The sequence below is a fragment of the Methylobacterium sp. WL103 genome (genome assembly GCF_008039885.1).
Taxonomy (GTDB): domain Bacteria; phylum Pseudomonadota; class Alphaproteobacteria; order Rhizobiales; family Beijerinckiaceae; genus Methylobacterium; species Methylobacterium cerastii.
Window position 1 is genome coordinate 1 of the sequence record NZ_VRUX01000054.1, and the last position, 14,747, is coordinate 14,747.

A 14,747-nucleotide genomic window follows, 5' to 3' on the forward strand; every position below is an offset into this window, starting at 1 on the left:
CGCGCCGACCCGGCGGCCCGCGAAGGCCTGCGCGCCGCCCTCGCACGCATGCGCCGCTTCTACGTCGGGACCGACCGGTGGCTGGTGCCGCACGACCACAACCACCTGCGCATCACCCGCATCCTCACGGCGACCCGCGACCTCCTCGGCGCGGCGGAAGCGCAGGATTTCCACGCGTTCGCGACCCTGCGCAACGCGCAAGCGGGTTCGCCGATCAACCCGGCGAGCCTGGCCTTCTGGGCCGACGCCGCCGGCCGGCCCTGACTTTCGAACGAGCGACGAGACGGATGGCCTACTGGCTCTACAAGTCCGAACCCGCGACCTGGTCGTGGGCGCAGCAGTTCGCGGCGGGGGAGGGCGGCACCCACTGGAACGGGGTGCGCAACCACCTCGCCAAGAAGCAGCTCATGGCGATGCAGGTCGGCGACCTCGGGTTCTTCTACCACTCGAACGAGGGCAAGGCCGTCGTCGGGATCGTACGCGTGATCAAGCCGTACTACCCGGACCACACCGACGCGACCGGACGCTTCGGCATGGTCGACCTCGCCGCCGTCGAGGCACTGCCGAACCCTGTCACCCTCGATGCGATCAAGACCGAGTCGGCGCTCAAGGACATGGTGCTCGTCAACAACTCGCGCCTGTCGGTGCAGCCGGTGACGGAGGCCGAGTGGTCGCTGGTGCGTGCCATGGGCGGGCTCGGCTGACCGCGCGCAAGTCGCTTTTACGCCGCCTTGGCGGATGGGGCCTTGGGGCGGCTCGTGCCGGCCCGCGTCTCGGGCGCCGGCTCTCCCCCGACGGCGACGGCGGCGAGCGTGTCCATCACCCGGCTCGCCGGCAGCGTGACGATCACCTCGGTGCCCTCGCGCGGGCGCGACTTCAGGGTGAAGTTGCCGCCGTGCAGGTCGACGAGGCCCTTCACGATCGGTAGGCCGAGGCCGGAGCCCTGCTCGGCGGTCTTGATCGCGAGCGAACCGCGGCCGAACGAGGACATGACCGTGCCGAGCTCGTCCTCCGGGATGCCGGGGCCGCTGTCCTTGACCGCGACGTACTGGCCGCCGGAGCTGGTCCAGCCGACCTTGATCGTGATCTCGCCGCCGGGCGGGGTGAACTTCACCGCGTTCGAGAGCAGGTTCAGCACCACCTGGCGCAGGGCGCGCTCGTCGGCCCAAAGCCGTGGCAGGGTGTCGTCGACGAAGTCGAGGAAGGTCTGGTTCTTGCCGCGGGCCTTCAGCCCCATCATGTGGCGGCACTCCTCGACGATGTGGGCCAGCGTCACCGCCTCCTCGTTGAGCTCGTAGCGGCCGGCCTCGATCCGGGAGAGGTCCAGGATCTCGTTGATCAGGTTCAGCAGATGCATGCCGCTGTCGTGGATGTCGGTGGAATACTCGCCGTAGCTCGGCGCGGTATGGGGGCCGAACACCTCGTTCTTCATCACCTCGGAGAAGCCGAGGATGGCGTTGAGCGGCGTGCGCAACTCGTGGCTCATCGTCGCCAGGAACCGGGACTTGGCGAGATTCGCCTCCTCCGCCCGGCGCCGGGCCTCGTCGGAGTTGGCCTTGGCCTGCTCCAGCTCGCCGAACACCGCATCCTTCTCCGCGCGAGACTGCAGCGCGCCCACAGTGGAGGTGTAGATGCGGCGCGCCAGGCCGAGGAAGAAGATCTGCGAGCCGATCGCCATCGCGACGAGCATCACGGCGTCGGCCTCGCGGGCGAAGGTGAGGAGGCACAGGGTCGCCAGCGCGAGGGGCACCAGGGCGGCTGCGGCGGCGGTCGGAACGGTGGCGGCCACCATCGTGGCGACGGCGGCCGCGATGATCAGGCCGAACAGCGCGAAGTGCCAGCCGCCCAGCATGCCCAGGCCGACGATCGCCGACCAGCTCAGGCTCTGCATCACCTCGCCGAAGGCGAAGCGTCGGCGCCAGCGCGCGAGGGACACCGCGCCGGGCTCGGCGCGGAGGAAGCTCCGGCTCATCGACGCGTTGAGGGTGATCATCAGGAACGCGCAGAGCGCCCAGATCGCCGCGACCAGCGGCTCCACCCAGAAGCAGGTGGCGCTGGCCATCGCGATCGCGAACAGGCCGAGCGGGATGCCGGCGCCCGCCCGGTACTGCGCGTAGAGGCGCAGCAGCTCGTAGTCGAACGCCCGCACGAGGCCGGTCTTCGAGGTCAGCTTCTCCCGGGCCGAGCGCATGTCGCGTGCGACCCCACGGCGTCGCACGGCCTCTTCCGACGAAGGACCGCGGCCGCGCTGCACCATCTCGACCGTCAGTTCGGACATCGGCCTCTTCGAAGGCTGGACGAAGGGGGCCGGCTCGACGCGCCGGACCGCAACATGAGAGGCCCGACGTTGCGCGCGATATGTTAAGAACGGCCTGCCGCGGTCGCGACGATTGTCCTGATCGCGCGAAGGTCGCGATCACGGTGCCAGGTGTTCGCCGCCGGCGGGTGGCTTACGTTCGTCGATGGCGCGTCAACAAGTGTTCGCCGCGGGTGCGCGGACGCACATCGCATCGGGGCGTGCCGGGACTAGCGATCGACGAGAGAGACTTACGCGCGGGAGATCTCGGATGCTGAACCTCACCGTCAACGGCGTCCGGCACGCGATCGACGCCGACCCCGAGATGCCGTTGCTCTGGGCGCTGCGCGACCACCTCGACAAGACCGGCACCAAGTACGGCTGCGGCATCGCCCAGTGCGGCGCCTGCACGGTCCACCTCGACGGGCAGCCGGTCCGCTCCTGCCAGACCCGGATCGGCGACGTCGGCGAAGCCAAGGTCACCACGATCGAGGGCGTGTCCGGCCGCGTCGCCGAGGCGGTGCAGGGCGCGTGGCGCAAGCTCGACGTGGTCCAGTGCGGCTACTGCCAGTCCGGGCAGATCATGTCCGCGATCGGCCTGCTCACGGAGAACCCGAAGCCGTCCGAGGCCGACATCGACGGAGCCATGGACGGCAACGTCTGCCGCTGCGGCACCTACCAGCGCATCCGCGCGGCGATCCACGAGGCCGCCAAGACGCTGGCGTGATCGCTCGCGTCCGCGTCGCACGTCATCCCAAGACTGTTCACCCGTTCCCGCACTGACCGGAGCCACGCCATGCTGAAGATCCGTCAGACGGACCCGCGCTCTCCGCGCGCGACCCGCCGCAGCTTCCTCGCCGGGGGCGCCGCCGCGACCGGCGCCATCGTCGTCGGCTTCCGCCTCGACCTGAAGAACACGGCGCGCGCCGCCGCCGGCCCCGACCTTTCGGGGGTGAAGGCGGACCCGAACGCCTTCGTGCGGATCGGGTCCGACGACACCGTGACGGTGATCATCAAGCACCTCGACATGGGGCAGGGCAACACGACCGGCCTCGCCACCATCCTCGCCGACGAGCTCGACGCGGATTGGTCGCGGGTGCGCACCGAGTTCGCCCCCGCCGACGCCGCCCGCTACAACAACATGCTGATGGGCCCGATCCAGGGGACCGGCGGATCGACCGCGGTCGCCAACTCCTGGTTCCAGCTGCGCAAGGCGGGCGCCGCCGCCCGCGAGATGCTGGTGGCCGCCGCCGCCTACCAGTGGAAGGTGCCGGCGGGCGAGATCACGGTCGCGAACGGCGTCGTCCGCCATGCGGGCTCGAACCGGCAGGCGCGGTTCGGCGAACTCGCCGCGTCGGCGGCGACGCTTCCGGTGCCGCAGGAGCCGCACCTGAAGGACCCGAGCCAGTGGACACTGATCGGCGCTCGCGTGCCGCGCCTCGATTCCGTCGCCAAGACGGACGGCAGCGCGGTCTACGCCCTCGACATCCGCCGCCCCGGCCAGGTCACCGCCGTCGTCGCCCGCCCGCCGCGCTTCGGCGGTACGGTGAAGAGCTTCGACGACGCGGCGACCCGCAAGGTCGCGGGGGTGGTCGACGTCGTCGCGATCCCGTCCGGCGTCGCGGTCGTCGCCAAGGACACCTGGTCGGCGATGAAGGGCCGCGAGGCGCTGAAAGTCGTATGGGACGACGGCGCGGCGGAGGCGCATTCCTCCGACGCGATCCTGGCCGGCTACCGCGAACAGGCCAAGCGGCCCGGCCTCGTCGCCTCCGAGCGCGGCGACCCGGAAGCCGGCATCAAGGGCGCGGCCAAGGTGCTGGAGGCGGAGTTCACCTTCCCCTACCTGGCGCACGCCGCGATGGAGCCGCTGAACGCCACGATCGAGCGCGCGCCGGATGGGGGCTACGACGTCTACGCCGGCCTGCAGTTCCAGACGATCGAGCAGGCCGCCGTCGCCGCGGTGATGGGCACCACCACCGACAAGGTCCGCCTGCACACGCAATGGGCCGGCGGCTCGTTCGGACGGCGCGCCACGCCCTCGGCCGACTACATCACCGAGGCCGCGACCATCCTGAAGGCGACGCGGGCCAAGGCGCCGGTGCACCTGGTCTGGACCCGCGAGGACGACATGGCCGGCGGCTACTACCGCCCGACCGTCTACCACAAGGTCCGCGCCGGACTCGACGCCAAGGGCGGGATCGTCGGCTGGCAGCACGTGATGGTCGGCAAGTCGATCATGATCGGCTCGCCCTTCGAGGCGATGATCGTCAAGAACGGGATCGATTCCACCACCGTCGAGGGCGCGTCCGACACGCCCTACGCGCTGCCGGCCTACCGCTTCGAGGTCCACAACACCCGCGAGGGCGTGCCGGTCCTGTGGTGGCGCTCGGTCGGCCACAGCCACACCGCGCAGGCGATGGAGGTGTTCATCGACGAGTTGGCGCATGCCGCCGACGTCGACCCGCTCGCCTACCGGCTTTCGCTGCTGACCGCCGCGCCGCGCCTCTCGGGCGTGCTCAAGCTCGCCGCCGAGAAGGCGAACTGGGATTCGGGAGCCAAGACCAACGGCAAGGGCCGGGGCCTCGGCATCGCCGCGCACGAATCCTTCGGCTCCTACGTGGCGATGGTCGCCGACATCACCGCCGAGGACGCCAAGGTGAAGGTCAACCGCATCGTCGCGGCGGTGGATGTCGGCGTCGCGGTCAACCCGGACGTGATCCGTGCGCAGGTCGAGGGCGCGGTGGGCTTCGCCCTCTCCTCGGTGCTGCGCAACCGCATCACCCTCAAGGACGGCGTGGTGCAGGAGAAGAACTTCGACACCTACGAGCCGACCCGGATGAGCGAGATGCCGGTGGTCGAGGTCCACATCGTGCCGTCCTCGGCGGCGCCGACCGGCATCGGCGAGCCCGGCGTCCCGGTGCTGGCACCCTCGATCTCCAACGCGATCTTCGCCGCCACGGGCCAGCGCCTGCGCTCGCTGCCCCTCGACCTCGCAGGCCTGAAGGGCGTGTGAGGCAGGACACGTCGCGGACGGCACACGAAGCTTAGCGTCACCCGGCTTCCCAGAGCTTCGAACCCACCTCAAAACGCGGCGCGGGCCTTCAGTCCCGCGCCGTTTCTTTTGGTCGCGTCGATGCATCCTCGCCGAAACGCGGCGTCGTGCCCATCTCACATCGAGCATGGTCACCGCCTTCGACACCACCGCCGCGAACCTGCGCGCCTGCCGGATCTGCCGGGACACGCCGCTCTACGGCGCGCCGCTGCCGCAGGAGCCGCTGCCGATCGTCCAGGGCAGCGCTACGGCGCGCCTGTGCATCGCGAGCCAGGCGCCGGGGACGCGGGCGCACCGCACCGGCATCCCGTTCATGGACCCGTCCGGCGTGCGGCTGCGATCCTGGCTCGGCCTGGACGAGGCCGCGTTCTACGATGCCGGCCGGATCGCGATCGTGCCGATGGGCTCGTGCTTCCCGGGACTCGATGCCAAGGGCGGCGACAAGCCGCCGCGGCGGGAATGCGCCGAGCGCTGGCGCGGCGAGCTCTTCGCCGGCTTGCCGGACCTGGAGCTGATCCTCGTGATCGGCCAGTACGCGCAGGCCTGGCACCTCGGAAAGATGCCGGACGGGCTCACCGGCACGGTCCGCCGCTGGCGCGAGATCCTGGCCGAGCCGCGGGCGCCGCGGGTCCTGCCGCTGCCGCATCCGTCCTGGCGCAACAACGGCTGGCTCAAGCGCGAGCCTTGGTTCGAGGCCGAGCTGCTGCCGGTGCTGAAGGCGGAGGTCGCGCGCGTCATGGCACCTGCGGTCCTGAAGCCCGGTGTCATGCCTGCCCCCTCGGCTGCGCGATTGACACCGAACCCGGCGGCGTGATCGGGAACCACGATGCGTGATTCAACCTCTCAGAGCCCGACCGATCCGCGCGACCGCCTCATCGTCGCCCTCGACCTCGACGAGCCGGCCGCGGCACGGGCCATGGTCGATCGGATCGGCGACGCCGCGACCTTCTACAAGATCGGCTACCGGCTGGCCTATGCGGGCGGGCTGGCGCTGGTGCCGGAACTCGCCGCGCGCGGGCTCAAGGTCTTCCTCGACCTGAAGCTGCACGACATCGGCAACACGGTCGAGGAGGGGGTGCGCGCGCTCTCCGGACTCGGCGCCACCTTTTTGACGGTGCACGCCTATCCGCAGACCATGCGCGCGGCCGTGCGCGGGCGCGGCACGTCGAGCCTGAAGATCCTCGCGGTGACGGTGCTGACTTCCTACGACGAGGGCGACGCACGCGAATCCGGCTACGCCCTGCCGATCTCCGAACTCGTGGCGCACCGTGCCTTCCAGGCGGCGGAAGCCGGGATCGACGGCATCGTCTGCAGCGCCTTCGAGGCGCAGGCCGTGCGCAACGTGGTCGGCCCGGCGAGCCTGATCGTGACGCCGGGCATCCGGCCGGCGGGCAGCGACAGCGGCGACCAGAAGCGGGTTATGACCCCGGGGCAGGCGCGCGCGGCGGGCATCGACCACGTCGTCGTCGGGCGCCCGATCACCGCGGCCGCCGACCCGCGCGCCGTGACGCAGGCGATCCTCGCCGAGATGGCAGCACAGGAGTGACGACGATGACGCGCGGCTACTGGATCGTCCGGGTCGATGTCCGCGACGCGGAGGCCTACAAGGACTACGCCGCCTCGAACGGCGCGGCCTTCGCCGCCTTCGGCGGCCGCTTCCTGGTGCGCGGCGGCCGCTTCGAGGCCGTGGTCGGCACGACGCGCGCCCGCAACGTCGTGATCGAGTTCGCGAGCTACGACGACGCCGTCGCCTGCTGGAAGTCGGACCTGTACCAGGCCGCCCGCGCCAAGCAGAAGGACGGCGCCGACGCCGACATCCTGATCATCGAAGGCTACGACGGCGAGCAGCCGAGCGTCGGCATCGCGTCCGAGCCCGACAACCCCGCCTCGGAATAGGCGGGCCGCCTCAGCGCGCGCCGACCGGCCGCAGGCTGCGCAGCAGGAACGCGGTCATCACGTCGAGCTGCGGCACCGGCGCATCCGGGTACTGGCTGACCAGCAGCGGATGGCTGTAGCGCGCGATCGCCGTGTGCAGGCAGCGCGCCGCGCCGGCGGGGTCGTCCGTCTCGAACTCGCCGCGGGCGACGCCGTCGACGACGATCCGCTCGAAAACAGCGCCGATCCGGTCGACGTGGTGGCGGCAGACGTCCCAGCTCTCGCTCATCGCCGCCTCGATCATCTCGTGCATCCGCGGGAAGGCGCTGCAGCGCTCGTGGGTGTCGCGGTGCAAGGCTTCGATCACCGCCGTAAGACGGTCGGCGGCGCGCGAGCCCGGCGCGTCGGCGATCGCCGAGATCAGCGCCTCGACCTCGCCGATCAGGCGCTCCACCACCGCCTCGTTGATCGCCTTCTTCGAGTCGAAGAAGCGGTAGACGTTGGCCGGGCTCATCTTCAGCGTCTTGGCGATGTCGGCGACGGTGGTCTTCTGGTAGCCGATCTCGCGGAACGAACGCTCGGCCGTCGCCAGGATGCGGCAGCGGGTCGTGGGCGCGCTCTCTTCGCTCAGGATGGGTTCGACGGGGACGGCGATGGTCATCCCCGAGCGTATGCCGCAATCCGGCGAAGCGTCAAAATGTCGGCCGTCGGACCCGCGCGGAACCGTGCCGCCGCGCTCGAATTGGCCCGCTGACCCGGCCCCCCGAGGCCGCACCTCACGCAGCAAAGCCGACATCGATGAAGCTCGAAGGCAAGAAGGCCCTGATCACCGGCGCCGATTCCGGGATCGGCCGGGCGACGGCGCTCCTGTTCGCGCAGCACGGCGCGGACGTGGCGATCACCTACAACACCGACGCGGACGGCATCGCCGAGACCACCCGCCTCGTGGAGGAGACCGGGCGCCGGGCGCTCGTGATCCAGAACGACGTCGGCGACCCGGCCTCGGTCGCCGCCACCTTCGACCGCGTCGCCAGCGACCTCGGCCCCCTCGACATCCTGGTGGCCAACGCCGGCCAGGCGATGAGCGGCATGGCGGTCGCGGACATGGAGGACGAGCGGCTGGAGCGGATCCTGCGCGTCAACCTGATGGGTCCGCTGTTCTGCGCGCGCGCCTTCATCAAGGTGCGCCGGGCGCAAGGCGGGCGCGGCAAGATCGTCATGGTGTCTTCGGTGGCTCAGCACCTGCCGACGCCGGAAAGCGCTCCCTACGGCATGTCGAAGGCGGGCGTCGGCTCGCTGTGCCGAAGCCTGTCGCGCGAGCTCGCCGACGACCGGATCAACGTCAACAACGTCGCGCCCGGCCTGATCGAGACGCCGATGACCGCCGACCGCTTCGAGGACCCGAAGGTGCTCGCAAAGTCGCTCGAGCGCATCCCGTGGCACCGCGCGGGCCAGCCCGACGACATCGCCAAGGCGATCCTCTACCTCAGCAGCGACGACGCCGACTACGTGACCGGGCACACGCTCGTGGTCGACGGCGGGCTGACGATGCAGTGGGGCGGCGCCTGAACGCCATCAACCGACGTCCGGTGACGGGTTGATCTCGTCGCCTGACGTCGGGCGTGTGCGGAGAAGGATTGCGGCCGAAAACCACACCTCTGGGCATGCCCTTCCGGTTCGAGGCCGGACCTTCAGCGCGGATTCCGGATGCCTTGCTGGCGGTGGCGGTTTTCGAAAAGTCCGTCGCACGGCTCGATGGGGAGGTCCCGGACGCCATAACGGCGGATGTCGACTTGGCCATCGAACGTATTGGCAGCTCGTCCGGCACGGCGGAGGCCGATATCGGCACGACGAGGGACGATATCCTGGTCGTCCCCACCCAAGTGAACGAGTTGGCGTAGGTCGTGTCAGGCGCAGCTACCGCCGACGCCGGCCTTGCCAGACAGCCCGGCATCCTATGGAAACTTGCGGATCAGACGGCGGCGCAGATGTCGCGAGACGACGAGTCATGCGAGGCGAGATGGTAAGGGCGGTACGTGCTAAGCGCACCGTAATGCTACGGATCGACCGGCGCGAACCCCGCGCTTGAGGAATCACCGCGGCAAACATAGAGAAGCCGGCGAAGATCGCCGGCCGCCATGGACGCACCTACAGAACCGCCGTCACGCTTTGGAAGAGCGTCGGCGTTGCGACCTGCATCGCGTAATTAGTGCCTGACCGTAGACGCGAAGGTCTACGATCCGAACTGGGAGCCGAGCTGCTCCAGGTACTCGGCGAGGTCCACGCCGCCGATGCGCTTGCCGTAGTCGAAGCGCATGCCCTGGCGGATGTCGACCGCCGCGCTCTTCGTGGTGAGCGTGAACGGCCGGACGCAGACCCAGGCGCCGTCGCGGCGATGTTCGAAGTATCCGAGGATTTCGTGCTTGGCCATGTCGCGGTCCCGTACGGATTTTCGGGACAACGAGCAGAATCGCACTTCGTTCGGTGCCGACGAAGAATTATCGCACCGGAACGGCCAAGCTCAGGACCATGAAGGGCGCGGCGGCTTTGCTGCGAAGCAGCATGGCCGACCGTACCAAAGCTTGTTCCCATCGCAGACGCACTCCAACGCGTCTTCGCCGGCCGCTTCCACAAACCGCCTCAGCATCGGGGTCTTGGTAGGAAGGTGCGTGTTCCGGGCCGGATTTCGATGGACGCCCTCAGCCGCCCGGCTTGGCGGCGTTCACCAGTTCGGGGACCGTGATCTCCGGCAATTCGATCGCCTGCGACTTGTCGGGTCGGGTCCGGCGTCGCATCGGCGGCAGCGTCTGCGGCTGGCCGGTCTCGAGCGCGCGCTCGATTGCTGCCAAGATGCGGACGTCGGCGAGGCCTTCCTCGCCGTCCGGCTCCGGCACCCGGCCGTCCAGGATGCAATCAGAGAAGTACCGCGTCTCGGCGCCGAACTGGTCGACGCTCGGGTAGGACAGGCTTTCGGTCTTGCCGACGCGGGTCAGCTCGCCCGCAAGCGGCTGGCCGAAGGTGAAGCCCGGCGCCATCAGCAGGTCGCCCTCGGTGCCGACGACGCGGTAGGCGTCGACCGAGTCGGTCTCGTAGGAGACCGTGAACTGCGCCAGGCGATCGCCGGGGAAGCGCAGCGTCACCGCGACCGTGCCGTGGAAGCCGTAGGGGCTCCCCGGCCGGCGGGCGCCGTGGGCGTGGACCTCGACCGGCTCGTCGGAGAACAGGTTGCGCACGGCGTTGATTGGGTAAGTGCCCATGTCGGGGACCGGGCCGGCCCAGTAGCCCCGGTGCGCGCGGTGGTTCTCGGTCGCCACGTGCTGGCCGAACGTCGCCGAGAACACCAGCGGTTCGCCGATCGCCCCGGCGCGCACGCGCTCGATCGCATCGAGGGTGCCGGGCTCGAAGTGCAGGCGGTAGGCGAGCATCAGCCGCGCGTTGCCGCGCTCGGCCGCCGCGATGATCGCCTCGCAATCGGCGACGCTCGTCGCCATCGGCTTCTCGAGCAGCACGTGGAGGCCGGCCTCCAGCGCCGGCACGGCGTAGTCGCGGTGCATGCCGTTCGGCAGCGCGAGGTAGACGGCATCGAACAGCCCGGACGCCAGCGCCTCGGGATACCGCTCGTAGGAGAACGCCGTCAGCCCGTAACGCTCGCCGAGCGCCGTGGCCTTCTCCGGGTCGCCGGTGACCAGGGCCGTGATCGCGGAATTGCCGGTCTGCGCCACCGCCGGCATGAAGGCCGCCTGCGAGATCCAACCGCCGCCGACCACCGCGTAACGGATCGTCTTCGCCTCACCCATGCTCGCCCCCGGTTGCGCCAACGCAGGCGCAACGCGAGGTGCGAGCCGAGGTTTCCGCGAGGACCGCCGGACGGTCCCGGCGGCCCGGCGTCAGGCGGCGGGCTTCAGCGCGCCGATGTTGTCGTGGAAGTCCGGCCCGTTCGTCGTCTTGGCCACGTGGCCGGCGCGGACGAGGAAGTCGCCGAAGCGCTCGCCCGGGTTCCGGCTCTTGGCGTAGTCGGCGAAGAGCGGGTCGAGGGTGTCGCGGATCTCCGACGCCACCACGTCCTCGCGGTAGAGCTTGCCCAGGCGCGAGCCGTCGAAGGCGGCGCCGAGATAGAGGTGGTAGCGCTCCGGTCCGCGGCCGACGAGGCCGATCTCGGCGATGAAGGGGCGGGCGCAGCCGTTCGGGCAGCCGGTCGAGCGGATGGTGATCTCGTCATCCTGTAGGCCGTGGCGGGCCAAGCTCTCTTCCAGCTCGGTCATCAGGTGCGGCAGGTAGCGCTCGCTCTCTGCGAGCGCCAAGCCGCAGGTCGGCAGCGCAACGCAGGCGATCGAATTGCGGCGAAGGGCACCTGCGCCCTTGGTCAGGCCGTACTCGTCGACCAACGCCTCGATCGCCGCCCGCTTCTCGGACGGGACGTTGGCGATGATGACGTTCTGGTTGCCGGTGAGGCGGAAGTCGCCCTCGTGCTCGGTGGCGATCCGGCGCAGGCCGCTGAGGAACTTCGGGCCGTCCTCATAATCCTTGATCCGGCCCGACGGCACGTAGAGCGTGAGGTGGTGGCGGCCGTCGTCGCCCTCCGTCCAGCCATAGCGGTCGCCGTTGCCGGTGAAGGTGAAGGGCTTCGGGTCGGCGAAGCTGATGCCGACGCGCTTCTCGACCTCGGCGCGGAACGCCTTCAGGCCGTAGCGCTCGATCGTGTACTTCAGCCGGGCGTTCTTGCGGTTTGTGCGATTGCCCCAGTCGCGCTGCACCGTCATCACGGCTTCCGCGACCTTCACGGCCTCGTCCGGCTTGCAGAACAGCATCAGGTCGGCGGTGCGCGGGAAGGTGTCCGTCTCGCCGTGGGTCATGCCCATGCCGCCGCCGACGGTGACGTTCCAGCCGGTGAGCTTGTTGTTCTGGTCGAGGATCGCGATGAAGCCGAGGTCGTGAGCGAACACGTCGACCTCGTTCGACGGCGGCACCGCGACGACGACCTTGAATTTCCGCGGCAGGTAGGTCCTGCCGTAGACCGGCTCGAACTCCTCCTCGCCGCCGACGACCTTCTCGCCGTCGAGCCAGATCTCGCGCCACGCGTTGGTCTTCGGCAACAGCGAGTCGGAAATGTCCTTGGCGAGCGCGTAGGCCGCGGCGTGCGCGTGGGTCTGGGCCGGATTGGTCGCGGCCATGACGTTGCGGTTGACGTCGCCGCAGGCCGCGATGGTGTCGAGCAGCGCCGCGTCGATCGCCGCCATGGTGCGCTTGAGGTTCGACTTGATGACGCCGTGGTACTGGAAGGTCTGGCGCGTGGTCGCGCGGATCGCGTCGCCGGCGTAGGTCGTGGCGATGTCGTCGAGGGCCAGCCACTGCTTCGGGCTGATGACGCCGCCGGCGATGCGCAGGCGGATCATGAAGGCGTAGGCCTTGTCGAGCTTCTTCTTGGTCCGCTCAGGGCGCAGGTCGCGGTCGTCCTGCAGGTACATCCCGTGGAACTTCACGAGCTGCCCGTCGTCGTCGGAGATCGCGCCGGTGGCATGCTTGAGCAGCCCGTCGGCTAAGCCACCGCGGAGATAGCCGCTCGCGATCTTCAGGTGCTCGTTGTGCGCGAGCCCCGCGGTCCGCGCGGCCTCGGCCTCGTCGATCGGGCGACCGGTCGGCGGGGTCTCGTAGACGCGCTCGGAAACGGGCTTGTGGTCGTCCATGGCGGTGATCCGACTTCGTTCTCGCAAATCTCAGGGATCGCCGATCCCTCTCCCCTCTGCGGGAGAGGGTGGCCCGCGAAGCGGGTCGGGAGAGGGGAGCGACATCTCCGGAAAGGGCGTTCCCCTCTCCCGACCCCTGCCAAGGCAGGGGCCACCCTCCCCCGCAGTGGGGGGAGAGCTGGCGCGTGTCAGTACACGTCCTGCTGGTAACGCCCGGCGCGCTCAAGGGCCGACACCGCCGCTGCGGCATCGTCGGCACTCGTGCCCTTCACCGCTGCGTAGGCGTTCTCGACCGCGAGGCGCACGTCCTTGGCCATCGCCTTGGCGTCGCCGCAGACGTAGAGGTGCGCGCCGCCCTCCAGCCACTCCACCAGCTCCGCGCGATGCTGGTCGATGCGGTGCTGGACGTAGAGCTTCTCCGGCTGGTCGCGCGAGAACGCGACGTCGATCCGGGTCAGCGAGCGGTCCTCCAGCGCCTCCTGCCATTCGAGCTGGTACAGGAAGTCGTGGGTGAAGTGCCGGTCGCCGAAGAACAGCCAAGATCTGCCGACCCTGCGGCCGGTGGCCTCGACGGCGCGGCGCTCCTGCACGAAGGCGCGGAACGGCGCGACGCCGGTACCGGGGCCGACCATGATGATGTCGGTCGCCGGGTCGGCCGGCAGGCGGAAGTGGCGGTTCGGCTTCAGGCGGACCCGGAGCTTCGCGCCGTCCGAGATCCGGTCGGCGACGTGGGTCGAGGCGACGCCGGAGCGCGCCTTGCCGTGGGTCTCGTAGCGCACGGCGGCGATGGCGAGATGGACCTCGTCGCCGACTTCCTTGCGTGACGAGGCGATCGAGTAGGCGCGCGGCGGCAGCGGCCGGGTGATGCCGCCGAGGTGCTCGGCGGTCAGCGCCGCCGGATAGGTTTCGATCAGGTCGATGAGGTGACGCCCCTCGATCCAGGCGCGGACTTCGCCGCCCTCGATCAGGCGCTTGGCCTCCTCGTGTCCGGTGGCCTTCACGAAGCGCTCGACGGTGGCGGCCGAGAGGGTGGTGATGTCGCGCTCGGCCAGCAGCGAGCGGCGCAGGGCCTCGTCGCCGGTGAGCCCGGTCGCCTTCAGGATCTCCTCGACGAGCGCCGGGTCGTTCTCCGGGTAGATCTCCAGCGAATCGCCGGGCTCGTAGGCGGGGGCGCCGTCCTCGAAGGCCAGGGCGAGGTGGATCGTCTCCTTGTCGGAGCGCGAGGAGTTGAGGTTCACATGCTCGACCACCTCGACGACGACCGGCTCGCGGCTCGGCTCGGCCTCATCGTCCTCGGACGAGGCGGCGCGGGCGAAGTCTACCGCCACGACGTTGTCGGCGGCGACGGGCGCCGGGGCCAGCGCCTTCAGGGTTCCCTTGATCCAGTCGGCCGCCGGCTTCTCGAAGTCGAGGTCGAGGTCGGCGCGCTCCGCCGCGCGCTTGCCGCCGAGCGCCTCGAAGCGGGCGTCGAGCGCCTTTCCGATAGCGCAGAACTCGGCATAGGAGGTGTCGCCGAGCGCCAGCACGGCGAACTCCACGCCGTCGAGGCGCGGGGCGCCGTCGCCCATCAGCGCGTTGTAGGTGGAGACCGCACGAGCCGGCGGCTCGCCTTCGCCCCAGGTCGCGGCGATGGCGACGAGCTTGCCGGCCTTCGGCAGCACCGCAAGGTCGAGGTCGGCGAAGTCGATGACCTTCGGCTTGAAGCCCTGCTTGCGCGCGAGCTTGGCGACGTTGCCGGCCAGCGACTCGCAGTTGCCCGATTCGCTCGCGTAGATGATCGTCAGCGGCTCGGCGGCCTTCGGCGGGGCCCGGCGCGACGAGGAGGCCTCGCGCGCCAAGG

At 70.0% G+C, this 14,747-nt stretch carries 14 protein-coding genes and 1 pseudogene; 9 read left to right on the plus strand and 6 right to left on the minus strand.

Features of this window, described 5'->3' with window-relative positions; translation table 11 throughout:
* Both FV222_RS06010 and FV222_RS06015 read left to right on the plus strand, forming a co-directional pair.
* Positions 1–264, plus strand: a pseudogene (locus tag FV222_RS06010) (hypothetical protein); the annotation flags it as partial.
* A gap of 23 nt (positions 265–287) precedes the next feature.
* Positions 288–704 (plus strand): EVE domain-containing protein, encoded by a 417-nt coding sequence (locus FV222_RS06015; RefSeq protein WP_147813451.1) that lies wholly within the window; start codon positions 288–290, stop codon positions 702–704.
* Between the two features lie 17 nt (positions 705–721).
* On the opposite strand, the gene FV222_RS06020 is transcribed toward FV222_RS06015, so the two are convergent.
* Positions 722–2,278 carry a HAMP domain-containing sensor histidine kinase gene (locus tag FV222_RS06020; protein WP_147752537.1) on the minus strand — a complete coding sequence of 519 codons (1,557 nt, stop codon included), beginning with the start codon at positions 2,276–2,278 and terminating at the stop codon, positions 722–724.
* A 289-nt stretch (positions 2,279–2,567) separates the two neighbouring features.
* Here FV222_RS06020 and FV222_RS06025 point away from each other — a divergent pair, with 289 nt between their 5' ends.
* The 5 genes from FV222_RS06025 (at position 2,568) to FV222_RS06045 (ending at position 7,244) form a co-directional block, all read left to right on the plus strand.
* Positions 2,568–3,023, plus strand: a complete 456-nt coding sequence (locus FV222_RS06025; protein ID WP_147752538.1) for a (2Fe-2S)-binding protein — start codon at positions 2,568–2,570, stop codon at positions 3,021–3,023.
* 69 nt (positions 3,024–3,092) lie between these two features.
* Complete coding sequence (locus FV222_RS06030; RefSeq protein WP_147762002.1) at positions 3,093–5,309, plus strand: xanthine dehydrogenase family protein molybdopterin-binding subunit; 2,217 nt, start codon at positions 3,093–3,095, stop codon at positions 5,307–5,309.
* 166 nt (positions 5,310–5,475) lie between these two features.
* The gene (locus FV222_RS06035) at positions 5,476–6,162 is read left to right on the plus strand and encodes a uracil-DNA glycosylase family protein (RefSeq protein WP_147762001.1); all 687 of its coding nucleotides are present in this window, start codon (positions 5,476–5,478) and stop codon (positions 6,160–6,162) included.
* A 12-nt stretch (positions 6,163–6,174) separates the two neighbouring features.
* Complete coding sequence (gene pyrF / locus FV222_RS06040) at positions 6,175–6,894, plus strand: orotidine-5'-phosphate decarboxylase (protein WP_147752541.1); 720 nt, start codon at positions 6,175–6,177, stop codon at positions 6,892–6,894.
* A gap of 5 nt (positions 6,895–6,899) precedes the next feature.
* Positions 6,900–7,244 (plus strand): DUF1330 domain-containing protein, encoded by a 345-nt coding sequence (locus tag FV222_RS06045; protein WP_147752542.1) that lies wholly within the window; start codon positions 6,900–6,902, stop codon positions 7,242–7,244.
* Between the two features lie 10 nt (positions 7,245–7,254).
* On the opposite strand, the gene FV222_RS06050 is transcribed toward FV222_RS06045, so the two are convergent.
* Positions 7,255–7,884 carry a TetR family transcriptional regulator gene (locus tag FV222_RS06050; RefSeq protein WP_147752543.1) on the minus strand — a complete coding sequence of 210 codons (630 nt, stop codon included), beginning with the start codon at positions 7,882–7,884 and terminating at the stop codon, positions 7,255–7,257.
* A 137-nt stretch (positions 7,885–8,021) separates the two neighbouring features.
* Between FV222_RS06050 and FV222_RS06055 the strand changes: the two genes are divergently transcribed.
* Both FV222_RS06055 and FV222_RS06060 read left to right on the plus strand, forming a co-directional pair.
* On the plus strand, positions 8,022–8,792 hold the full coding sequence (locus FV222_RS06055; RefSeq protein ID WP_147752544.1) for a glucose 1-dehydrogenase: 771 nt from the start codon (positions 8,022–8,024) through the stop codon (positions 8,790–8,792).
* A 95-nt stretch (positions 8,793–8,887) separates the two neighbouring features.
* The gene (locus tag FV222_RS06060) at positions 8,888–9,124 is read left to right on the plus strand and encodes a hypothetical protein (RefSeq protein WP_210248456.1); all 237 of its coding nucleotides are present in this window, start codon (positions 8,888–8,890) and stop codon (positions 9,122–9,124) included.
* 332 nt (positions 9,125–9,456) lie between these two features.
* On the opposite strand, the gene FV222_RS06065 is transcribed toward FV222_RS06060, so the two are convergent.
* From FV222_RS06065 to FV222_RS06080, 4 genes are all read right to left on the minus strand, one after another.
* Complete coding sequence (locus tag FV222_RS06065; RefSeq protein WP_147752546.1) at positions 9,457–9,654, minus strand: hypothetical protein; 198 nt, start codon at positions 9,652–9,654, stop codon at positions 9,457–9,459.
* 268 nt (positions 9,655–9,922) lie between these two features.
* Positions 9,923–11,020, minus strand: coding sequence for a Gfo/Idh/MocA family oxidoreductase (locus FV222_RS06070; protein ID WP_147752547.1), 1,098 nt, complete (start codon positions 11,018–11,020; stop codon positions 9,923–9,925).
* Positions 11,021–11,110: 90 nt separating this feature from the next.
* Complete coding sequence (locus FV222_RS06075; protein WP_147752548.1) at positions 11,111–12,907, minus strand: NADPH-dependent assimilatory sulfite reductase hemoprotein subunit; 1,797 nt, start codon at positions 12,905–12,907, stop codon at positions 11,111–11,113.
* A gap of 188 nt (positions 12,908–13,095) precedes the next feature.
* A partial coding sequence (locus tag FV222_RS06080) for a flavodoxin domain-containing protein (RefSeq protein WP_147813453.1) occupies positions 13,096–14,747 on the minus strand: 1,652 nt, incomplete at its 5' end.